Raw genomic sequence first — 21036 nt, 5'->3', positions numbered from 1 at the left:
CAAAATTCATCATGATTTTAGGAGTCTACTGGTACTTTAAATTTCCTGAAAATTTATATCATTTCAAGTTTTTAAAATTTTTCGAAGGATATGGTGGTCATGCAGATAACGCTGCTGAATTGGTTGTAAGAGTTCAGGTTAACAACCCGGAGGATTTTATTGGAAAACTGGAAGAGCTGAAAACCCGGTTTAAAAAAGCTTTTTACATCTTAACATCAATGAAAATCAACTCATCATCAGTATTGGGAGCCATCTGCTTTTTGATTTTTATTTTCAGTTTGCTCTAGAAATAGAAGAATTATTAATTCGTGAAAATGCTATCATTTTAGATTCCAGCATTCCATTTAAAACATTGTCTACTAAAACCTTTCATAGTGAAGGAGAAAAATTTGAAAGTAACGAGCATCGTTTTCTACAGATTGTAGGTTCAGATTTCAAAAAAAATAATGCTGAAAATCTTTCTATAAGAATTGACTGTAATCTGCCTTTGGCTGATAAGAATTTCTTCATCAATGATTTAAAATCTATCTGCCGGGAAGAAAGTATCAATGTATTTTATTATAAAAATCATGATTTCAATAGCCATTGTAATCTGATGCTTTTCTTTACGAATGGTCGCCAGAGAACAGATTCAATTCAAACAGTTAACCTCAACACCTTTGGAAGCAAAGTAAGACAGCTTACTCAAAAATATCCTGTTTATTTTGGTCATCTTGAAGGGTTGAAATATTATCCTCAAAATGTATCTCACATTGAATTGATGGTAGATGAAGAATATATTTTAAATAAAAAATAAAACAAGTTTAACTCAACAAAACCGTTCTAAATATAATATCATGATTAAGTTTAAGTATGTTATCCTGTATGTAGAAGATGTAGAATCATCCATGAATTTCTACAAAAACACGTTTGATTCCGAAATCAAATTTATCACTCCGGAAAAAGATTATGGAGAACTAATTACAGGAGAAACTACCCTTTCCTTCACTTCTGTTGAATTAGCCAGCTCTAATATTAAAAAAGGATTCCTTCTTTCAAAAGCTGAAGAAAAACCTTTTGGAATTGAACTCGGATTTGTGACAGACGATGTAGAAAACCTGGTAGAAAAAGCAGTAAAAAACGGAGCAGTTCTGTACGAAGATATTACCGTAAAACCTTGGGGACAAAAGACGGCTTACATCAAAGATCTTGATCATTATTTAGTAGAAATCTGTACTGAAATTCAATAAAAAATCATTCCGTGGAAATAAAAAAACTACAAAAGCTAATATCTAATCCTGGTGTAAACTGGGGGAATAATGGATATTCTACTGATGTCATCTACTCTGTTTCTTCACTTGAATTCGGAGGTTCTTTTGAATTTACTCTGAGAGAGAAGAAGTTATCCTACACTAAAACCTGGGAAACCGATTCAGATGATCTTGATGAACTTAATATCATCATTGAACAAGACACTTCTTTCGGAGCTTTTGCAGATGGGGAGCTTCAGGGCTGGATCATCTGTGAGCACAGAACCTGGAACAACAGCTTCTACGTCGAAAATATTCTTGTTAATGAACAATACAGAAGGCAGGGACTGGGAATTATGCTGATAAAAAACGCCCTCAAAGAAGCAAGAAGACTAAACTGCAGGGTTATTGAACTTGAAACTCAGAACATGAATTATCCTGCCATACAGTTTTACAGAAGAATGGGATTCAATATTACCGGAGTGAACACAAGATTGTATGATAACTCTGAGGAAATTGCTCTTTTCATGACGCTGGATGTGGAATAACTGATGGTTTTAGGTTTTGACTAAAGCCGTTAATGATAAAAGCGGGCTTCCTTCGATTACGCTCAGGATGATAATAGCCCGCTCCTATTAATGTTTAAATTCCTGTTCTTTTATTTGATTTTCGGTAAAACGATCAGGCTTTCATTTCCTGAAGCATTTACCGCTTGTACAGCAAAGAAATAGTTGTCTTTAGAATATGGCAGCTTAATTGAAGTTTCTTTGGTAAAGATTTTTTTCTGCCATACAGAAGCATCCGTTTCACGCATTAACACATAATATCCGGTTATTTCTCCTGATTTAGGCTTTTCCCAGGAAAGATCTGTAAAATTGGTAAGTTTACTGACTTCTATTTTTACATTTTCTGGTTTTGAAGGCGACTTTGCCAGATTGGCCAGGACTGCAATATTTACTCCTACATTCTTTTTAAAATAGCCAAAATCCATAAATTCCGGTAAGTCCCCGTACTGTACCCCATCCTCTTTTCTGATATCCTGATGCTGATGATTGAAGTTTTCATTGAATTCCGTCAATCTTACAGCGGAAAATCCTTTTTCAACAAATGGAGTATGATCTCCACCTCTCAGAAACCGATCATTCCTATAAATCAATTTAACCTGAAAGTTATCAATATACCGTTCTCCTATTTCTTTAATGTATCTTGCCAGCTGCCTTGGCTCTCCATCATTTTCCAATCCAAACTTTCTTATATCCTGGGCTTTTTTATCCAGCTCATATTGAGGCAAACCTTCGGAAAAGACTCTTAATTGATGGGTATTAGTCAAATGGGTATCACTGCTGAGATTATTAGAAATCATATCATTATTCAGCAAAGCTTCCAGTTGCCAGCCTTCATTGGTTGCTTTTTCAGCCAACATCTTCGATCCCAGCAACCCCTGTTCTTCTCCAGAAAAAGCCACTAATACAATAGTTGCAGGAAATTTAGATGTACTCAATATTCTTGCACTTTCAATCAATGCAGCTACTCCACTTCCGTCATCATTGGCCCCCGGAGCATTATCTTTAAAGTTCATTACATCACTTACCCTCGAATCCAGATGCCCACTCATCATGAACAGTCTTTTATCATTGGGATTTGTTCCATGGATAACCGCAATGGCATTTCCTAAATCGGTAGGCCGGTCTATTCTTTTTCCATCCGGCTGGATGGTTTGATTCTGTAGAAAAACTTCCATTCTTCCCCCTGCATTTTTCGCATAATCATTGAATTTTTTCAGCATCCATTTTCTGGCAGCTCCTATTCCTCTTTTGGGATCTGTAGTTGAACTCATGGTATGTCTCGTTCCAAAACTCACCAGGGAATTGATATGACTTTTCAGAGAATCTGTACTTACCTGTGAAACATAACTGATGATTTCAGGATCCTGATGAGCCGTTTGCTGGGCATTAAATACAGCAGAAGCAAAGAGAAAAGGGAGGATTATTTTTTTCATAATGGATTTTGCCATTTATTTTAATTCATTGAAATTACGAAAAAGGTTGCAAATGGCTTAACGATAAGAAACAACCTACATTTTAAATAAAAAATATGCATCTTTGAAAGACTTTACTACATCTCCAAAAAGTCTCTCTATGGAAAACCTTCTGAAATATATCCGATCTCTTACCTCTTTTTCAGATGAAAGCTGGGCATTACTTCAGCCCGCACTCTCTGAAAAGAGATACAAAAAGAATGAACTTCTATTGAAGGAAGGTGAAATATGCCGATCTTTATTTTACATTGATAAAGGATATTGCAGATCATATTATGAAATAGATGGTGTAACAAAAAACACCAATTTTTTCTTTGAAAATGAAATAGCTACCAATATCAGCAGTTTTGGAAGCGAAAAACATTCGGAATTCAATATGATTGCCTGTGAGGAATTATATGTTGTGATTTTTGATAAGGAAAAACTGTTCACAATTGCAGAGCAGCACATCGAAATAGAATCACTGGGAAGACACTGTATCCGTCAGTTTGCCGTTAAGCAGGAAGAATTTTCAAATGTATTCAAACTGTATTCGGCACAGGAAAGACTGGAATATCTTGAAAAAGAATATCCTGAAATGTTGCAGCGGATTTCCCTTACCCAACTGGCTTCATTTCTGGGAGTCGCAAGAGAAACTTTAAGCAGAATCAGAAAACGGAGAATTTCCAGGTAACTGGAGTTTCTTACTTAAAAATATCATCACATTCAACAAAAAAACAAAATGAAAATATTGATCTGGCAAGGAATTGCTTTTCAATCTCTGGAATATTTCAGTATTCAGGAAAATGATAAAAACATACAAGTAGCATCCAAAATTATTGGCTGCTATGAGAACAACATCTATACTGTAGATTATAGTTTAGCTATTGATCGTGATTGGAATATTCAGGAATTTACGATTGATTCTGAGATTAACACGGTTAAAAATATACTGACAGGCAAGAAATATCAGAATCAATGGGAAATAAACAATGTAGTTAATCCGGATTTTGAAGGTTTTAACTTTATTGATATTTCTTTGACTCCTTTCACCAACACTTTACCCATTAACAGCCTAAAACTGGTTGAAAATGAGGCTCAGGAAATCAAAGTCATTTATATTGATGTTATCAATAATCTGGTAAAACCTGTTACTCAACAGTACACAAAAATTGACCATCAAACTTATCACTATGACAATCTGCAAACCGATTTTAAAGCCGATATTTTAGTTGATGAAAGTGGTTTGGTGGTTCATTATCCAAAACTGTTTGATAAAATAGCTGAAATTTAACCTGTTCAACTTTAATTTCATTATCCTTATTCATTTCTTTATCTTTGACTCAACATCAACAATCACCATGACTATTTCGGAAATAAAAGAAGCAGCCCTTACTTGTGGAATTCTAAACCAACAGGAGCTGAGCAAAAAAATAAGAGCATTAAAAGACAGCGGAGTTTCTTATCTCGGATGTTTTGCGTTTACTCAACATAATCAACAGATTTCAACTTTAGAAGCTAAAGATCTGACATTGGAACTTGATGCCTTTACAGATGAAGAAAAAGCTGAATACAACGGATATCATAATTTGATGATGGAGGATTTTAAAGAAGAAGAAAACTAAAATTATAACAAAATGGATAACAGAATTCAGGAAATTAAAGATAAAATAGAAAAGCCTGCTACAGAATTTTTCACTGGTGGCTTCAGACCTCTGAATGTTTTGGAAGAATCATGGATCGGACGGGTATTTGCCTATGCTGAAGATGAAGAGATTCCTTTGGATAAAAATGGAGATCCTATGATGCCACTTATTCAGTTTTACCTTCCCAACCAGCCTTTTGTACCGGAACTGATAAAGAATAAAAAATTAATTACCGTATTTGTCTCTCAGTATTTTCCGGAAATGCTTGAAAAATGGGTGATCATTGGGTTATCCGGGAATATGATGATTTGGAAAATATAGTCATCAAGGATTTACAAAGTCCGGTTTCTTATTTAAAACCATTTCCACTACGTTCCGAATTATATCCTAAAGATGCCCCTGTATGGGATGGTGGCGGAATTGAGGATATAGACTACCGTTTAATCTCTGACATTGTGAAACTTGAAAGAGAAGGGCTTTTCAACAGTTATTATGATATCATTAAGCACAATTACAGAACTAAATTGGGTGGCTATCCATCATTCTGCCAGCCTGGTATCGGATTTAAGGATGGTTTTGGAGAAGGCTTCGAGTTTGTTTTTCAGGTTTCCTCGGATGATAAGGCTAATTTGAATGTAATTCATAGTGGCAGTTTTATGTTTGCAAAGAATAAGGAGACCGGAGAATGGAGTTTGTATTATGATTTTTATTAGTAAGCTGAAAGAACGAGGCTGAAAGTTAATATTGGTTATAAAATTACTGAAAAATAAATTTTAATAGAAAAAATAAATGGTTGTATTCTGTATGAATAAACCTTTCTTAAGATCAGTATATTTACTCTTATAAACATACTGAATCCATGACAACAATTCCAATTCTGGACTATCTTAAAAAGGTAGTCAGCGGTGAAAATGTAGAAGAATTTACCACCTTTCAAATCTATCCAACAGCCATTTCAAAGACGCTAGGATTTACAATCACAGATATTGCTTTAGGGGAGGCAAAAGTAGCCATCAATGCAGATACAGAGCTTCATGGAAACCAACAGGGAACCATTCATGGTGGATTACTTTGTGAATTGGCAGATGCAGCTATCGGAACTGCCCACTCCACCTTAATGAACGAAGGTGAAAGCTTTACCAGCATAGAGTTAAAAATCAACTTTTTCCGCCCAACCTGGAAGGATACGTTGACGGCTCACGCCAAACCTATACAATCCGGAAAAACAATTACTGTATATCTATGTGAAATTACGAATACTGAAGGGAAGCTGGTGGCTGCAGTGACAAGTACAATTATGACTTTGAGGGGTGATAAAGCGAAAGGAAGATAATTTTTGTTCTTAGTAATAAATGCTCATTCATAATTGTTATAATACTATGAAAACAACTGCCTTTCTACTCTTTTTTTTCGTTTCCCTGACTGTCATTTCAGCTCAGAATCATCAATCTGAAGGTTTTTATGAAACCTCAGATCATGTAAAGATCAAGTATAAAGTATCCGGAAAAGGAGAAGCCTGTATCTATATTCCCGGAGGACCTGGGCAGGGATATCCGTCTTTTGAACTGATGGGTGGAAACAATCTTGAAAAAAATATGCAGATGATTTATATGGATCAACGCGGATCCGGCGAATCCGGCATTTCTGAAAATTATCATCTTGATAAAATGATTCAGGATATTGAAGAACTGAGGCAATATCTCAAGTTAAAAAAAATCTTTCTGCTGGCTCATTCTTTTGGAGGAATCATTGCGACAAGTTATGCCAAAAAATATCCACAGTATACCAAAGGACTTATCCTTGCCAATGTCACACTCCATTTCCTGAATGATGAATCTGTAAAAGAACAGATTGAATATGGAAACGATCTCTTACAGAAAAAAAACAGAGAGGTTCCTAAGGATAGTCTTTCCTCAGAGCTTTCAAAAATCAGCAGTGCCTTAAGAAAAAAAAGAATTGGATATAAATTTCTGACCGAAGATATAGAAACCATAAAAGAGGCAGATAAAATAGATTCTCTCCATCCCCGTATTATCGACTTTGGAATGGCTGTCATCTCAAAACCTAAAGACTTCCCGGAATACTATGCCGATTATGCTCCTGCTACAAAAGATATCAAAATTCCTGTACTTATCATTACAGGAAAAAAAGATAAAGCAGTCGGAACTCAACATTATAAAACCTTCCGGTTTCCCAATCAGAAAGTAGTGATCATTGATGGCGGACATCTTCTTTATTACGAGAAAAATAAAGACTTTGTGAATGCTGTGAGTCGTTTTGTAAATACAAATCAATAAGTCATAAGAAATAATTATAACCTCAATAATCTTACTGACATCATAGATTTTTTTTCAATAAAAACAAAAATCCGCGCCCTTCGGGCGCGGATTTCCTATATAAAATTCAGTATATTAGAATTTAAGATCTCCATTCACTTCTCTTACTGCATTAGCAGCTTCAGCGAATTTCAATTGCTCTTCAGCAGTCAATGTTACATTTACAATTGATTCTACTCCGTTTGCTCCGATGATAGCAGGAACACCTAAGCAGATATCGTTTTGACCGTATTCACCTTCAAGCATTAATGAACAAGGGATCATTTTCTTCTGGTCACAAGCAATCGCCTGAACCATTACAGAAACAGCTGCACCTGGTGCATACCAAGCAGAAGTTCCTAATAATTTAGTAAGGGTAGCACCCCCTACTTTAGTTTCTTCGATTACATATTTTTGTTGCTCATCGCTTAAGAATTCAGTTACCGGAACTCCATTTCTTGTAGCTTTGCTCAATAATGGAAGCATCCCTGTATCACTGTGAGCAGCGATTACCATTCCATCAACATCAGAAATTGGTGCTGCTAATGCTTCAGCCAATCTGTATTTGAATCTTGCAGAATCTAAAGCACCACCCATTCCGATAATCTTGTGCTTAGGAAGACCTGAAGTTTTGTGTACTAAATAAGCCATAGTATCCATTGGGTTAGAAACCACAATGATGATTACTTCCGGAGAATGTTTTACTAAGTTTTCAGTAACTTCTTTCACGATACCAGCGTTGATACCGATTAATTCTTCTCTTGTCATTCCAGGTTTTCTTGGAATCCCTGAAGTGATTACTGCTACATGAGAACCTGCAGTTTTGCTGTAATCTCCTGTTGTTCCGGTAATTTTTGTATCGAATCCGTTAAGAGACGCTGTCTGCATCAAATCCATTGCCTTACCTTCAGCAAATCCTTCTTTAATATCTACTAAAACTACTTCTGAACAGAAGTTCTTCATTGCGATGTATTCCGCACAGCTTGCTCCTACAGCGCCTGCACCTACTACAGTTACTTTCATATTGTTACTTTTTTAATTATTTATTTGTTTAGTTATTATTTAAACTTGAAACTTCCCAAATTTAATAAATCCTGAAAAAATGAGCAATTTTTCAGAAATTTTATTAGAATTAAAAGGAATTAGTTGACATTCAGTAAAAAAGTATACAGCTTTTTCGCTCCGGAAAGTACTTCATCATACTTTTCCTCTGCCACTTCAGTATCCAGAACCTCCTTAAAGTTCTTCCACATAGGTCCCGTATTCTCCTGATAACATCCGAAGAAGTTAAAAGTCACTGCATCAAAACCTTCTGTTTTGGAAAGCTGCTTAGCAATTACATTTCCTCCCAGCGTTGAACCTTCAATCACATACATTGCCCCTAAAGCTTCATGTTCATTTTCAAACTCAAGGTGATGGGATGCTGACTGATTTTCCAAAGAAAGACTGGCAAGATCCTTTTCAATAAGTGGAAGTTTCTTTCTTTCAGTAAGCTGTAACTTATCAGCAAACTTGTCAGAAAGTCTGTTGAAAATTTTATCTTCACTGTGAAGAAGCATCAGGTAATTGGTATGGATGATCTTTTTATAATCTTCTAAAGTGAAGGTTTTATTAAAAATCTTTTCAGAATTAAAAAGTTTCTCGGCTGCATCGTGATAGTCTGCTGTATTTTGTTTAAGATATTCTGATACCATAATTACATTTTAAAGTTTCTCAAATGTAAGGTTTTTTGAACGTTAAAATGAAGGATGTACCATCTTTATTGCTCTCATAATCTACATTTCCGCCTATTCTCTTCATGATACGGTAAACAATAGACAGTCCTACTCCGTTTCCTTTGAATTTCTTTGCATTATCCATTCTATTGAAGATTTTAAACATTTTGTGTTTTTCTTCCTCAGGAATACCAATTCCGTTATCTGAGACTCTGTATACAATGGTTTGCCCATCTTCCGTCCCTTCAATTTCAACTTTAGGCTGATCTTTATGAGACGAATATTTTACGGCATTATTGATGATATTCAGAAACACCTGATGAAGCATGGTTTTATCCGCAAGAACATCCGGACATTCCTTAATGACAATTTCACTTCTCGGACTTCCATAGGTGATCTTCGCATTATCTGAGATCTTTTGAATCGTATTGCTGGTTTTCAGCGTTTCAAGCTGTATTTCACTATGCTTTGCCCTGCTCAATTGCAGAACATCCTGCATCATTTCAGCCATACTGTCAATTTCTTCAATAATGGTATTGATTTTCGTTTTACTCTTTTCAGAACCATCTGTAAGATTTCCCAAAAGCATTTGTGCGTTCAGTTTCATAACTGTTAAAGGAGTTCCCAGATCATGAGAAATCGTGTAGGAAAAACTGTCGAGTTCTTCGTTCACTTTTTTAAGCTCATCATTCAGCCTTTTGATCGCATTATAATTCTTGTGAGACGTTTCTAAAATAAGATCTCTTACAGCCTGTACAGAACTTATATTTCTGGAGTTCCATCTTTTGGAATGTCCTTTAATATTTTCTGTAAAAATACGGAACGAGGTTCTTGGAGAAATCATTTGTCTGTCTTCTCCATTTTGAGAAAACACTTCAATTTTCTTTTCCGGATTTCCTGCCCAGTCAATATGTTCATCAAATTCTTTGCGAACCAGATCAGCATTTCATTTTTATCCCTTTCGATAAAATAATGATAATCCCAGCTGCATTTTCAGAGAGTTTCAGCTCTTCACCATAGTTTTTGAGAAAACTTCGGTCGACATAAATTCTGTCATTTGTATTTTCCAGTGCCCAGTTTACAATTCTGTGGATACAGTCAATCGTAGGTGTTGCACCCTCAGTGATGATATTTTCATCGGATACAATGGCAAGACCATCTGCTTCAGGCAAATTCATCATCTCTCTTTTACTCTCCCAAAGAGAATCAAACAGATTATTATGCTTTAAGAACTCTGTTTTAAGCTGAGAAATTCTTTCATTCAGTTCAAGACGGTGATTCAGTTCTTTTTTTGATTTGAAAGAGGAATAAGCATTAGCAGCTAATGCGGTAAAAATGCCGGCCTGTACCCTATCTTCAAGGTCTATATGTTTGGGATCTACATTCTGACAGGTCACCAACCCCCAAAGATGATTATCAATAATAATGGACACACTGAAACTGGAAGATACTCCTGCGTTTTTAAGGTACTGTCCATGAACAGGAGACATTGCCCGCGATGCGGAAAGACTCAGATCAACATCCTTAATGGTTTTACTGATAACAGGAACCGTATCTGCATAGACATTACTAAAGATCCTTTTTCTTTTTTTCAGATAAAGTTCTCTTGCCTGCTTCGGGATATCAGATTCGGGATAATGGAGCCACAGAAAACTTTCCATTTCTTCATTTTTCTTCTCCGCAATTACCTTTCCTGAGCCATCCATCATGAACTTATATACCATCATCCGGTCATAATTCACCACTTTAGAAAGAGTTTCCAGAAGATGATTCCAAAGTTCCTGTTCATCATCTATCACATAAAAATTATCATATTTATTGGAGATTCGCTTATCAGGATTCATCAGAACTTCCTCAAATTCAAGGAAAATATATCCACCGCTTCTGAAAACAGAAAAATGGTATTCCTTTTCATTAATAAAGATCTTATCAAAATATGTTTCATTTTCCCGTCTGGTAAAGCGATCCAGGGAAGTATAGATATCCGAATCTATAATATTCTGAAAACTTTCCGGAAAATCCGTAAGCTTCCCCCCGAATACCTCATCCGGATTTCCGATTTTAAAAATATCCGATATATTCCTACTGAAAAAAGTAATGGAATGAGATTTTGCATCAATGCCAATCAGATAACCAAAACTTTGTATAGAGCCGGGAATATGGATAGGTTCTTCGTGACATTCTACAAAATTCATATCTCTTTTCAGTCTATCAACCAAATATAACGCTTTTTTAACAGCTTCCCCCTTTGTTTGCTATTTAATTTTCCGCCTATTGATCAAGAATTATAACGCAGAAAAATAGCATATATTTTCATTGAAAAATTATTCATTTTCAATCTCTTTTTATATGATATCTCTAAAATATACGAAAAATTTTCCAGTAATAGTCTTTTTAACCATTAAACCATGATTCATAACATGAAATGCAGCTTATCACCTAAAATAATTATGTTCTTTAAACAATTTTAACTAAATTTATATCACCAAATAATGAATATGACTATAAAACAATTGAATTATTCACAATAATTTCAATATAAATTTTAAATTCAAATAATACTATTATGAAAAAGTTCCCATTAATTTTATTTTCTCTTGTCCTTTCAGTAGGATTATGGAATCCGTCAGAAGCGTGTACCCGCGTTGTGTACAAAGGTCCACAAAATACTATTCTTACAGCCCGCTCTATGGACTGGCGTGATGAGATTCCGGCTAATGTCTGGGTTTTTCCAAAAGGAATAGACCGCAATGGCCAAACCGGTCCTAAATCTGTAAAATGGACCTCCAAATACGGAAGTGTCATCAGTTCTACCTGGGATATTGCTTCTGCAGATGGGATGAACGAAAAAGGATTAGTAGCCAATATGTTATGGCTAGGGGAATCTCAATATCCTAAATTCGATCCTAAAGGCGGTAAAAAAGGGCTTGCCATTTCTTTATGGGCACAATATTACCTTGATAATTTCTCAACCGTGAAAGAAGCCGTGGAGTTTTCAAGAAAGGAACCTTTTGTAGTAGTAAGTGATAATATTCCGGGAACGGAAAGATTTACCACCATTCATCTTTCTCTTTCTGATGCTTCAGGAGATAATGCCGTGCTAGAATATATTAATGGAAAACTGGTTATCCATCATGATCCTTCTTACACGGTAATGACCAACTCTCCTATTTTTGACGAGCAGCTTGCTCTTAACAATTACTGGAAAGGAATTCCGGGAACGGTAATGCTGCCGGGAACCAACCGTGCTGCCGATCGTTTTGTGAGAGCTTCTTACTACATTGATGCCATTCCAAAAACCGCTGATACCCGTACTGCTGTTGCCAGTGTATTCAGTGTCATCAGAAACTGCTCTGTACCCTATGGAATTTCTTCTCCTACAGAACCTAATATTTCTTCTACAAGATGGCGTTCTGTTTCGGATCAGAAGAATCTGGTGTATTATTTTGAAACCGTTTTCACCCCAAACACATTCTGGGTAGATCTTAAAGATTTTGATCTGAGTGCAAAAGGAAAAGTTATGAAACTTGATCTGAGCAACTATCAAACATATAGCGGTAAGTCAAATACCAGTTTCAAAGAAACTCCATCTTTCAAATTCTTAGGTTTAGAATAAAGATTCAATCTTAAATGTTTCTTATAAAAATATCTGAAACATTAAGGGTTTTGTAAATCGCGGATGATTGCATTCACGATGAGATATAAGATCATTTCTTTCCTATGGGGAAGGAACTAAGCACCAAAAGTTTTTATCATTTTATGAGCACGTACCGTGTATTTTCTCAACTTTTTCAAAGATAGGGATAGAGACTTTTATGCTTATTTAAAATTTCAAAAAAGCAAAAATTAAATTAATAGATATGGCCTTTTTTTCATTTAAAAAGAGAAGCCTGATGCTGTGCATACTCATGGGCTGGTTTTCAGCCAACGCACAGATACAGGATTCTCTACAGACCACACCAAAACCACAGGAAGAAGATAATGTAAAGTATCCTCAGCTTCAGATCAAAGGGCTTTTTCAGGCACGATATCTGGTAGGAATGAGCAAGGATGTTGATGTAAACGGTCTTCATCATTCTGACGGATCAGGAACCAGCAATAATTTCATGTTGAAATATATGAGGATTCAGGTAAGAGCACAGATCAGTAAACGTACAGAAGTTGTTGCATTGGCTAATCTTGCAGATTTTAAAAATGATCCTAAAAGCAGAGTTCTTGAAAATGCTTATCTGAAGTATACCTTCAGTCCCAAATTGGCATTTACAGTAGGACAGTTCAGACCTTGGTTCGGTATTGAAGAGACGTACCCTATTGATATTATTAAATCATTGGACTGGTCTAATCAGTATTCAGAATTCGGAAAACTGGGCTGGACGAGCTTCCAGATCGGACTTTCTGCTACAGGACAGGTAAAATTAGGAGAAATTCCACTTCAATATGCAGTTTCCGTAGTGAACGGAAACGGAAAAAATCAGATCAATGATAATGACAATGGAAAACAGTATTCTACCCGTTTACTTTTCGGACTATCCAAGAAATATAATTTCAATGTAGGTCTGAATGGTGGTATTGGTGAGGTTTTCAGCAAAAAAGTATATGCTGTAGGTATTGACCTCAGCTCAATGATTCAGTTTGATCCGAAATGGAGCCTTGATATGCAATTGGAAGCAAAACAGGCCACCAACCACGTTCTTTACAACTCCATTGCTCCTGAAGTAAGACCTGATAATCCGGATCAATACCTGATTCGTGGAGCTTATTTCCTTCCGAATTTGAGATATGAGATTAACCACAAAAACCTGAGTGCTTTTGAATTGTCTTGTCGATATGAATATCTGGATACCAATTTCAGAATGGCTTCCAACCCAAGACAGACTATTACTCCAATGGTTGGGCTTGAATTCCTGAAAAATTACGGAGCAAGAATTCAGCTGGGTGTACAGTTCGACCGCTACAAATATCAGGTAGAAAATACAAATCAATACAATAACAACCTATTCATAGTGCAAGTACAGAGTAGATTTTAACAGATTAAATAATGAATTATTATGAAAGAAATTAATATTAAAAACGTTGCGATCACGTTTGTCGTTGCGTTAATCATCTGGTTCATTCCTGCACCTGAAGGGGTTGCCCAGAATGCGTGGCATCTGTTTGCAATCTTTGCAGCAACCATTTTAGGAATTATTCTGAAAGCCGCGCCAATGGGAACCATGTGTATGATGGCCATTGGATTTACAGCCCTTACACAGGTTGTAGCTCCAGGAGATGCCGGAAAATCTATTACCAAAGCACTTTCCGGATTTGGAGATAAAGTGATCTGGCTGATCGGGATTTCATTCTTTATTGCCAGAGGATTTATCAAAACAGGACTTGGAAACCGTATTGCGTTTCTATTCATCAGAGTTTTTGGAAAAAGCTCACTGGGATTGGCTTACGGATTAGGATTGGCAGATGTTTGTCTGGCTCCAGCTATTCCAAGTAATACCGCAAGAGGTGGAGGAATTATCTATCCGATTATGAAATCTATGGCGATAAGCTTTGATTCTGTTCCTGAAAAACCGGAAACCCATAGAAAACTGGGTTCATTCTTAACCTTGAACAGTTACTACATGAACCTCATCGCTTCTTCTATGTTCTTAACCGGAACAGCGAGTAACCCGATGTGTCAGAAGTTTGCAGCCAATCTTGGAATTGATATCACATGGATGTCATGGGCTGCGGCAGGTTTTGTACCTGGTTTGGTGGCATTTTTCGTAGTTCCTTTGGTTTTATACAAATTATACCCGCCTGAATTGAAAAAAACAGGCGATGCCCCAAAAATGGCGGCTCAGAAACTAAAAGAAATGGGACCTATTTCCAGAAACGAATGGTTGATGCTGCTGGCTTTCTTTATCCTTTTATTCCTTTGGATCTTTGGAGGAGCCCTTTCTATTGATGCCACTACTACAGCCTTTATCGGATTAACTTTACTCCTATTAACCTCAGTATTAACCTGGGAAGATGTAAAAGGTGAAAAAGGGGCATGGGATACCATTGTTTGGTTCGCTGTTTTAGTAATGATGGCAAGTTCTTTGAATGAATTGGGCTTCATTGGCTGGTTCAGTAACCTTATCAAAATTCAGATTGGTGGCTTGAGCTGGCAGGTAGCCTTCCCAGTTATCATTGTTGTCTATTTCTTCAGTCACTATATTTTCGCCAGTGCAACGGCTCACGTAGCGGCGATGTATGCAGCACTTTTGGGAGTGGGTGTTTCTTTAGGAATTCCGCCTATGCTTTTAGCCATGATGTTAGGTTTTATGGGTTCAATTTATGGGGTACTTACTCATTACGGACATGGTCCGGCACCGGTATTCTTCGGTAGTGGATATGTAGATCTGAAAGCCTGGTGGCTTCGAGGCCTTGAAATCGGAATCGTACTCTTAATTATCTATATGGTTATAGGAGGTCTATGGATGAAAGTCTTAGGATATTATTAATTATTAAATCAAATATATGTTATCAACATTGTCAAGAAAAATGCTGATGTGCCTTACAGGACTCTTTTTGGGATTCTTCCTGTTGATTCATTTCCTCGGAAATCTTCAGCTTTTTCTCCCTCAGGAGCAGGCTCATCTGCAATTTAATGCCTATTCGCATTTTTTATCAGGAAATATTATTATCAAAATAGTTTCTTATGTTTTGTATGCCAGTATCATTCTTCATGCCGTAGATGGACTGGTAATTACCCTGAAAAATAGAAAATCCGGTGGCGGTTATCAGAATGACAGACGTGGAAGAGCCAGTAAATGGGCTTCCAGAAATATGGGGATCCTCGGAACTTTAATCCTGATCTTTTTAGTAATTCATTTCCAGAATTTCTGGTATGTCTATAAATTCGGAAATCCACCTTTGGATGAAAACGGAAACAAGGACTTATATATTTTGGTAGTAACGGTATTTAAAGAATGGTGGTATGTGGTTATTTATGTACTTTCTATGATTGCCTTATGCTATCACCTAATACACGGATTATACAGCTCTGTAAGAACACTTGGATTATACCATCCTAAGTTTGTGAAATGGGTTAAAATCGCTGGAACAGCCTACTCTATCATAATCAGTTTAGGTTTTGCCCTGATGCCTGTTTATGTATTCTTTACTTATCATTAAAAAGACCTCATCATGATTTTAGATTCAAAAATACCACAAGGCCCGTTGGAACAGAAATGGGCGTATTATAAAAAGAAAGCCAAGCTTGTGAACCCGGCCAACCGTAAAAAGCTTGATGTGATTGTTGTAGGAACAGGTCTTGCAGGAAGCTCTATTGCAGCTTCTTTAGGAGAGATGGGATATAATGTGAAAGCATTCTGTTTTCAGGACAGTCCGAGACGGGCGCACTCTGTAGCTGCTCAAGGTGGTGTAAATGCCGCTAAAAATTATAAAAATGACGGTGACAGTGTGTACAGAATGTTCGTAGACACCTTAAAAGGAGGAGATTTCAGAGCCCGTGAAGCTAACGTTTACCGAATGGCAGAATGTTCTTTAAACCTCATCGATCAGGCCGTGGCACAAGGCGTTCCTTTTGGCCGTGAATATGGAGGCTACCTTAATAACCGATCTTTTGGGGGAGTTCAGGTAAGCCGTACTTTCTATGCCAGAGGACAAACCGGACAGCAATTGCTTCTGGGCGCTTATCAGGCTTTAATGAGACAGGTTGGAAAAGGCTCTGTACAGCTATTTTCAAGACATGAAATGCTTGATTTAGTCACTATTGACGGTAAAGCAAGAGGAATTATCGTGAGAAATTTAGATACCGGAGAAATTGAAAGGCACGCTGCCCATGCTGTGATACTGGCAACCGGAGGTTATGGAAAGATTTATTATCTGTCTACATTGGCCATGGGATGTAATGGTTCTGCCATCTGGAGAGCCCATAAAAAAGGAGCTTTGATGGCTTCCCCAAGCTGGATTCAGGTACACCCTACTTCCCTTCCTCAATCCGGAGATTATCAGTCTAAATTGACTTTGATGTCCGAATCATTGCGTAATGACGGAAGGGTCTGGGTTCCTGCAAAACAGGATGAAAACAGAGCACCGAATGATATTCCGGAAAATGAAAGAGATTACTATCTGGAAAGAAGATACCCAGCATTCGGAAACTTAGCTCCAAGAGATATTTCGTCCCGTGCGGCTAAAGAAAGAATTGATGCAGGATTTGGAATCGGTCCGTTGAAAAATGCAGTGTATTTAGATTTTTCCAAAGCAATAAAAGAGCAGGGAAAAGATAAGATCAAAGAGAAATATGGAAACTTATTCGATATGTATCTTAAGATTACAGGATATGATGCTTATAAGGAACCGATGATGATCTCCCCTTCTGCTCACTTTTCCATGGGAGGCCTTTGGGTAGATTATGAGCTGATGACCACCGTTCCGGGGTTGTTTGCATTGGGAGAAGCTAATTTCGCGGATCATGGAGCCAATAGATTGGGAGCGAACTCTCTTTTACAGGCTTCTGTAGACGGTTATTTTATTGCACCTTATACGATTGCCAATTATTTAGCAGACGAAATTCACACCGGGAAAATTTCACCGGATGCTGCTGAGTTTGAACAGGCTGAAAATGCTGTCAAAAACCAGATTCAGGACTTCATGAATATCAAAGGAACCAAAACCGTTGACTACTTCCATAAAACATTAGGAAAGTTACTGTATGATTATTGCGGACTGGCCAGAAATGAAGAAGGGCTGAAATATGCGATTCAGGAGATCAGAAAGCTAAAAGAGGAATTCTACAAAGATGTAAGAGTTTCCGGACAAGGCGACAAAATGAATGCAGAACTGGAAAAAGCAGGCCGTGTTGCCGATTATTTTGAGATCGGGGAACTGATGTGCTACGATGCTTTAACCCGTAATGAATCTTGTGGAGCTCACTTCAGAGAAGAATACCAGACTCAGGATGGAGAAGCCATGAGAAATGATGCAGAATATCAATTTATCTCAGCATGGGCATGGACAGGTGAAAATGGCGAACCTGAACTCATCAAAGAACCATTACTCTTTGAAGAAATACAGCCAACGGTAAGAAGTTACAAATAAAAAACAAAAATTATGGATTTACACCTTAAGATATGGAGACAGAAGGACAGAAAAAGTGAGGGAAAACTGGTCAGCTATGACCTTAAAGGATTAAATTCTCACATGTCTTTCCTTGAAATGCTGGATACTTTAAACGAAAAACTGATCGTTGAGGGAGATGAACCTGTAGAGTTCGATCACGACTGCCGTGAAGGAATCTGCGGGCAATGTGGAATGATGATTAACGGTATCGCCCACGGTCCATTAAAAAATACAACTACCTGCCAGCTTCACCTTCGTTCATTCAAAGATGGTGAAACTATTCTGATAGAACCTTTCCGTGCAGAAGCATTCCCAGTGAAGAAAGATTTAAAGGTAGACCGTTCTGCTTTTGACAGGATTATTTCTTCCGGAGGTTTTGTTTCCGTGAACACCGGTCAGGCTCCTGATGCTACAGCTATTCCGGTTACTCACCAGACGGCTGAAGAAGCTTTTGATTCTGCAGCGTGCATTGGATGTGGTGCGTGTGTGGCTACTTGTAAAAACGGAAGTGCAGCTTTATTTACTTCTGCCAAGATTTCTCATATGGCATTACTGCCTCAGGGTAAAGAAGAAAGAAGCAAGCGTGTGCTGGATATGGTTTCTCAGATGGATACTGAACTATTCGGGCACTGCTCCAACACGGAAGCCTGTGAAGTGGAATGTCCACAGGGAATTTCTGTTCTGAATATTGCCAGAATGAATTTTGAATACAACAGAGCTTTATTTTTCAATAAAAAAAGCTAAATAAACGAAGAACGCTAAAAATGATAATGTGTGAAAGGGCGAATTTGCAAATGCAAGTTTGCTCTTTCTATTTTTTATGAACCAGTCTCAAAAAGGTGAAGGATAATATTGTTTGTATTTTATTTAACGTAAAGTTTTTAGCACATAACCTTATACTTTCAAGGGAGCAAAGGATGGAATCAATTTCATTGATTCTTTCTAAGCATATGCATATCCACTACATCTCCTAAAATATTACTAAGTTTTGCACTTGATCTATTTGTGTTAATCCATCATAGCCACTACTCTTGCCGGAGCCGCAGAACCACCTACAATCTTTAATGGAAATACACAGACTTTGAAACCTGATGGCGGTAAAGCTTTGAGGTTTGTAAGCTGTTCTATATGTAGATATTCTTTTTCTATTCCTATGCGATGACCTTCCCAGAAGTATTCGGGATCGTTCAATTCTTTTGCTTTTTTAGCCATAAATTTTAAGGGAAGATCCCAACCCCATTGATCGATTCCCATTACTTTTACGCCTTGGTCAATCAGCCATTCTGTTGCTTCACGGTTCATTCCGGTTCCTTTTTCTACAAAATCCGGAGTTCCCATCAGTTTATCCCGATCTGTTCTAATCAAAACAATATTCCCTTCCTGAATCGTGATTCCGTTTTTATCAAGATCTTTTTTCAGATCATCAATAGTAATGGCAACAAAATCTTCTTTATGAGTACAGTCGATCACAATTCCGTCTCCATAGCACCATTCCAGTGGAATCTGGTCTATTGTTTTAGCAGGTTTTCCTTCTACGACAGGACCATAATGCCAGGGTGCATCAATATGAGTCGTAGCATGAAGTCCCATATTTTTAATCGTATCATCCGCCCAGCCAATCCAGTTTTTAGGAAAAAGTCTGAAGGGAAGATTCAAAGCCAGGCGAATCAGCCAATGGGATTTTCTGTGGGATTTATGTTTGATTTTAACTCTCATAAACCAAGGATCTCCTGCATTGTACTGAATAGGTTTTGTTAAATCGACAAGTGTTGTTTTCATATGATTTAGCTAAGGAGGCAAAGATAATGAATAAGCTAAAAAGACGAACAGATAGTTAGCAGACGAAAAAAGATTAGCTATTGCTACTCTTTTTCTAATTCTATCGGGTTTTCGTATTTTTTATTTTTCTCTTTTTCTTTTTGTCGTTGCCTTATAGTTTCTTGACCTTGTATAATAGTAGTTCCGTAACTTGCAAGTACAGCAGCAACATTTGCATCAGCATTTCTAATTGCTTGTTTTAATTTTTGCTGTGTTGTTTCTATGACTTCTGTATATCTGCTCTTTTTAATGGTAATTAATTTATCTTTTAATTTAGATGCAGGTATAGATTTTACCAATTCAAAATCATATTCTTCTTTATCATCTGCTATTTTGACAATTAGTCCTGGCAAACCACTAAATTTATATGGGCCATAGGGCAGCGGAATTTCAGGAGAATACCATGCTATCCAGTTTCTACCTTTAAAATAAACCTCTGCTTTCTTACAAGTAATTGTATTGATTATTTTTGTTTCGTCTATAAGTTTCCAATTTTTTATTACGGGTTCTTTATACATAAGTAATGACATTGAAACAGACTCAAAATACTGTATGTTTTCATTTGATTGTATAATTATATAATAGAATTGGGTTTTTGGTATATTCATTCCTTTTGTACTCAAAAGAATCCCACCATTATCCAATTTCTTATGTTGGGTTGTTTGAAATGTAGAATCTCTCTTAATTGATTGTGTACTTGCAAAAAAAGCACGTTTATCACCTATCTGTAATGAAAAAAATTCTTCATGTTTATAATCAGGAGTTAATGTTCTCAATTTAGCTTTTAATAAATAGGTAAATTCACCACGCAGAGTATCTTTTTTATGTAATTGAGAAAAAAATAAGACACTAAAAAATAAGAATAATAATTGAAATATTTTTTTATAATAATACATAGAATTATTTTTGATTGTAAAAAAAATGCACTTATAACTTTATTAGATCATAAGTGCAAATAATTAATATGAACAAATATTAATTACAGCAATTTTTTTCATAAAATATATTTTTAATTAGTTCTCAAATATATAGAACTAACTCAAACCTAAAGAATATCTCATATTATGTTAAGCAGCTGTTTATCTGATAAAAACATATTTTTCGATTAAAAAATTTTCATATAAAATCGAATTAATTTATTATGTTACTTAAACAAAAAACCATTTATTAATAAAATGCTTTTTTATCTTTTTT

The 21036-nt window shown here is 36.5% G+C and carries 24 protein-coding genes; 17 read left to right on the top strand and 7 right to left on the bottom strand.

Annotation, left to right across the window (positions count from 1 at the left end):
* Positions 1-11 precede the first annotated feature (11 nt).
* The 4 genes from BOQ64_RS10955 (at position 12) to BOQ64_RS10940 (ending at position 1777) form a co-directional block, all read left to right on the top strand.
* Complete coding sequence (locus tag BOQ64_RS10955; RefSeq protein WP_129055203.1) at positions 12-287, top strand: hypothetical protein; 276 nt, start codon at positions 12-14, stop codon at positions 285-287.
* Between the two features lie 65 nt (positions 288-352).
* Positions 353-796 carry a hypothetical protein gene (locus BOQ64_RS10950; protein ID WP_129055201.1) on the top strand — a complete coding sequence of 148 codons (444 nt, stop codon included), beginning with the start codon at positions 353-355 and terminating at the stop codon, positions 794-796.
* A gap of 40 nt (positions 797-836) precedes the next feature.
* Positions 837-1229, top strand: a complete 393-nt coding sequence (locus BOQ64_RS10945) for a VOC family protein (protein WP_129055199.1) — start codon at positions 837-839, stop codon at positions 1227-1229.
* An 11-nt stretch (positions 1230-1240) separates the two neighbouring features.
* Complete coding sequence (locus BOQ64_RS10940) at positions 1241-1777, top strand: GNAT family N-acetyltransferase (protein WP_129055197.1); 537 nt, start codon at positions 1241-1243, stop codon at positions 1775-1777.
* A gap of 110 nt (positions 1778-1887) precedes the next feature.
* On the opposite strand, the gene BOQ64_RS10935 is transcribed toward BOQ64_RS10940, so the two are convergent.
* Positions 1888-3228, bottom strand: a complete 1341-nt coding sequence (locus tag BOQ64_RS10935; protein ID WP_129055195.1) for a M28 family metallopeptidase — start codon at positions 3226-3228, stop codon at positions 1888-1890.
* A gap of 103 nt (positions 3229-3331) precedes the next feature.
* Between BOQ64_RS10935 and BOQ64_RS10930 the strand changes: the two genes are divergently transcribed.
* The 7 genes from BOQ64_RS10930 (at position 3332) to BOQ64_RS10905 (ending at position 7189) form a co-directional block, all read left to right on the top strand.
* A complete protein-coding gene (locus tag BOQ64_RS10930) occupies positions 3332-3940 on the top strand; it encodes a Crp/Fnr family transcriptional regulator (RefSeq protein ID WP_228448320.1) in 609 nt (202 codons plus the stop codon).
* Positions 3941-3988: 48 nt separating this feature from the next.
* Positions 3989-4540, top strand: coding sequence for a putative glycolipid-binding domain-containing protein (locus tag BOQ64_RS10925; RefSeq protein WP_129055193.1), 552 nt, complete (start codon positions 3989-3991; stop codon positions 4538-4540).
* Between the two features lie 67 nt (positions 4541-4607).
* Positions 4608-4871: a hypothetical protein gene (locus BOQ64_RS10920; RefSeq protein ID WP_129055191.1), complete on the top strand. Its 264-nt coding sequence runs from the start codon at positions 4608-4610 to the stop codon at positions 4869-4871.
* Positions 4872-4883: 12 nt separating this feature from the next.
* On the top strand, positions 4884-5213 hold the full coding sequence (locus BOQ64_RS23850) for a hypothetical protein (protein ID WP_228448319.1): 330 nt from the start codon (positions 4884-4886) through the stop codon (positions 5211-5213).
* Entirely contained in the window at positions 5165-5605 is a 441-nt protein-coding gene (locus BOQ64_RS23845; protein WP_228448318.1) for a hypothetical protein, read from the top strand. The genes BOQ64_RS23850 and BOQ64_RS23845 overlap by 49 nt, the downstream gene beginning before the upstream one ends.
* A gap of 146 nt (positions 5606-5751) precedes the next feature.
* Complete coding sequence (locus BOQ64_RS10910; RefSeq protein ID WP_129055189.1) at positions 5752-6225, top strand: PaaI family thioesterase; 474 nt, start codon at positions 5752-5754, stop codon at positions 6223-6225.
* Positions 6226-6271: 46 nt separating this feature from the next.
* Positions 6272-7189 carry an alpha/beta fold hydrolase gene (locus tag BOQ64_RS10905; RefSeq protein ID WP_164975792.1) on the top strand — a complete coding sequence of 306 codons (918 nt, stop codon included), beginning with the start codon at positions 6272-6274 and terminating at the stop codon, positions 7187-7189.
* Between the two features lie 114 nt (positions 7190-7303).
* Here BOQ64_RS10905 and BOQ64_RS10900 read toward each other — a convergent pair whose 3' ends face one another.
* The 4 genes from BOQ64_RS10900 to BOQ64_RS23835 form a co-directional block, all read right to left on the bottom strand.
* The gene (locus BOQ64_RS10900) at positions 7304-8230 is read right to left on the bottom strand and encodes a malate dehydrogenase (protein WP_129055185.1); all 927 of its coding nucleotides are present in this window, start codon (positions 8228-8230) and stop codon (positions 7304-7306) included.
* 119 nt (positions 8231-8349) lie between these two features.
* Positions 8350-8901, bottom strand: a complete 552-nt coding sequence (locus BOQ64_RS10895) for a biliverdin-producing heme oxygenase (protein WP_129055183.1) — start codon at positions 8899-8901, stop codon at positions 8350-8352.
* Between the two features lie 19 nt (positions 8902-8920).
* Positions 8921-9796 (bottom strand): sensor histidine kinase, encoded by an 876-nt coding sequence (locus BOQ64_RS23840; protein ID WP_228448317.1) that lies wholly within the window; start codon positions 9794-9796, stop codon positions 8921-8923.
* A gap of 64 nt (positions 9797-9860) precedes the next feature.
* A complete protein-coding gene (locus BOQ64_RS23835) occupies positions 9861-11141 on the bottom strand; it encodes a GAF domain-containing protein (RefSeq protein WP_262708752.1) in 1281 nt (426 codons plus the stop codon).
* 347 nt (positions 11142-11488) lie between these two features.
* Here BOQ64_RS23835 and BOQ64_RS10885 point away from each other — a divergent pair, with 347 nt between their 5' ends.
* The 6 genes from BOQ64_RS10885 to BOQ64_RS10860 all read left to right on the top strand — a co-directional run bounded on the left by BOQ64_RS10885 (position 11489) and on the right by BOQ64_RS10860 (position 18768).
* The gene (locus BOQ64_RS10885; protein WP_129055181.1) at positions 11489-12538 is read left to right on the top strand and encodes a linear amide C-N hydrolase; all 1050 of its coding nucleotides are present in this window, start codon (positions 11489-11491) and stop codon (positions 12536-12538) included.
* A 244-nt stretch (positions 12539-12782) separates the two neighbouring features.
* Entirely contained in the window at positions 12783-13949 is a 1167-nt protein-coding gene (locus tag BOQ64_RS10880; RefSeq protein ID WP_129055179.1) for a porin, read from the top strand.
* A gap of 21 nt (positions 13950-13970) precedes the next feature.
* Complete coding sequence (locus BOQ64_RS10875) at positions 13971-15401, top strand: anion permease (protein ID WP_129055177.1); 1431 nt, start codon at positions 13971-13973, stop codon at positions 15399-15401.
* Between the two features lie 16 nt (positions 15402-15417).
* Complete coding sequence (locus BOQ64_RS10870) at positions 15418-16074, top strand: succinate dehydrogenase cytochrome b subunit (protein ID WP_129055175.1); 657 nt, start codon at positions 15418-15420, stop codon at positions 16072-16074.
* A gap of 12 nt (positions 16075-16086) precedes the next feature.
* Positions 16087-18003, top strand: a complete 1917-nt coding sequence (locus BOQ64_RS10865) for a fumarate reductase/succinate dehydrogenase flavoprotein subunit (RefSeq protein ID WP_129055173.1) — start codon at positions 16087-16089, stop codon at positions 18001-18003.
* Between the two features lie 12 nt (positions 18004-18015).
* Complete coding sequence (locus tag BOQ64_RS10860; RefSeq protein ID WP_129055171.1) at positions 18016-18768, top strand: succinate dehydrogenase/fumarate reductase iron-sulfur subunit; 753 nt, start codon at positions 18016-18018, stop codon at positions 18766-18768.
* Positions 18769-19032: 264 nt separating this feature from the next.
* On the opposite strand, the gene BOQ64_RS10855 is transcribed toward BOQ64_RS10860, so the two are convergent.
* A complete protein-coding gene (locus tag BOQ64_RS10855; RefSeq protein ID WP_129055169.1) occupies positions 19033-19803 on the bottom strand; it encodes a cyclase family protein in 771 nt (256 codons plus the stop codon).
* 83 nt (positions 19804-19886) lie between these two features.
* On the bottom strand, positions 19887-20738 hold the full coding sequence (locus BOQ64_RS10850; RefSeq protein WP_129059714.1) for a GLPGLI family protein: 852 nt from the start codon (positions 20736-20738) through the stop codon (positions 19887-19889).
* Between the last annotated feature and the right edge of the window lie 298 nt (positions 20739-21036).

Origin of the sequence: Chryseobacterium sp. CH25 (genome assembly GCF_004119455.1) — a bacterium.
GTDB lineage: Bacteria > Bacteroidota > Bacteroidia > Flavobacteriales > Weeksellaceae > Chryseobacterium.
The sequence above is the reverse complement of the archived record's forward strand: the minus strand, read 5'-3'. Positions and strand labels throughout refer to the sequence as shown.

Bases quoted from the DNA above. Each gene is read 5' to 3' on its own strand.
- BOQ64_RS10955 (WP_129055203.1), top strand. From the start codon at position 12: ATGATTTTAGGAGTCTACTGGTACTTTAAATTTCCTGAAAATTTATAT.
- BOQ64_RS10945 (WP_129055199.1), top strand. From the start codon at position 837: ATGATTAAGTTTAAGTATGTTATCCTGTATGTAGAAGATGTAGAATCA.
- BOQ64_RS10935 (WP_129055195.1), bottom strand. From the start codon at position 3,228: ATGAAAAAAATAATCCTCCCTTTTCTCTTTGCTTCTGCTGTATTTAAT.
- BOQ64_RS10925 (WP_129055193.1), top strand. From the start codon at position 3,989: ATGAAAATATTGATCTGGCAAGGAATTGCTTTTCAATCTCTGGAATAT.
- BOQ64_RS10920 (WP_129055191.1), top strand. From the start codon at position 4,608: ATGACTATTTCGGAAATAAAAGAAGCAGCCCTTACTTGTGGAATTCTA.
- BOQ64_RS23850 (WP_228448319.1), top strand. From the start codon at position 4,884: ATGGATAACAGAATTCAGGAAATTAAAGATAAAATAGAAAAGCCTGCT.
- BOQ64_RS23845 (WP_228448318.1), top strand. From the start codon at position 5,165: ATGGGTGATCATTGGGTTATCCGGGAATATGATGATTTGGAAAATATA.
- BOQ64_RS10910 (WP_129055189.1), top strand. From the start codon at position 5,752: ATGACAACAATTCCAATTCTGGACTATCTTAAAAAGGTAGTCAGCGGT.
- BOQ64_RS10905 (WP_164975792.1), top strand. From the start codon at position 6,272: ATGAAAACAACTGCCTTTCTACTCTTTTTTTTCGTTTCCCTGACTGTC.
- BOQ64_RS10900 (WP_129055185.1), bottom strand. From the start codon at position 8,230: ATGAAAGTAACTGTAGTAGGTGCAGGCGCTGTAGGAGCAAGCTGTGCG.
- BOQ64_RS10895 (WP_129055183.1), bottom strand. From the start codon at position 8,901: ATGGTATCAGAATATCTTAAACAAAATACAGCAGACTATCACGATGCA.
- BOQ64_RS10885 (WP_129055181.1), top strand. From the start codon at position 11,489: ATGAAAAAGTTCCCATTAATTTTATTTTCTCTTGTCCTTTCAGTAGGA.
- BOQ64_RS10880 (WP_129055179.1), top strand. From the start codon at position 12,783: ATGGCCTTTTTTTCATTTAAAAAGAGAAGCCTGATGCTGTGCATACTC.
- BOQ64_RS10875 (WP_129055177.1), top strand. From the start codon at position 13,971: ATGAAAGAAATTAATATTAAAAACGTTGCGATCACGTTTGTCGTTGCG.
- BOQ64_RS10870 (WP_129055175.1), top strand. From the start codon at position 15,418: ATGTTATCAACATTGTCAAGAAAAATGCTGATGTGCCTTACAGGACTC.
- BOQ64_RS10865 (WP_129055173.1), top strand. From the start codon at position 16,087: ATGATTTTAGATTCAAAAATACCACAAGGCCCGTTGGAACAGAAATGG.
- BOQ64_RS10860 (WP_129055171.1), top strand. From the start codon at position 18,016: ATGGATTTACACCTTAAGATATGGAGACAGAAGGACAGAAAAAGTGAG.
- BOQ64_RS10855 (WP_129055169.1), bottom strand. From the start codon at position 19,803: ATGAAAACAACACTTGTCGATTTAACAAAACCTATTCAGTACAATGCA.
- BOQ64_RS10850 (WP_129059714.1), bottom strand. From the start codon at position 20,738: ATGTATTATTATAAAAAAATATTTCAATTATTATTCTTATTTTTTAGT.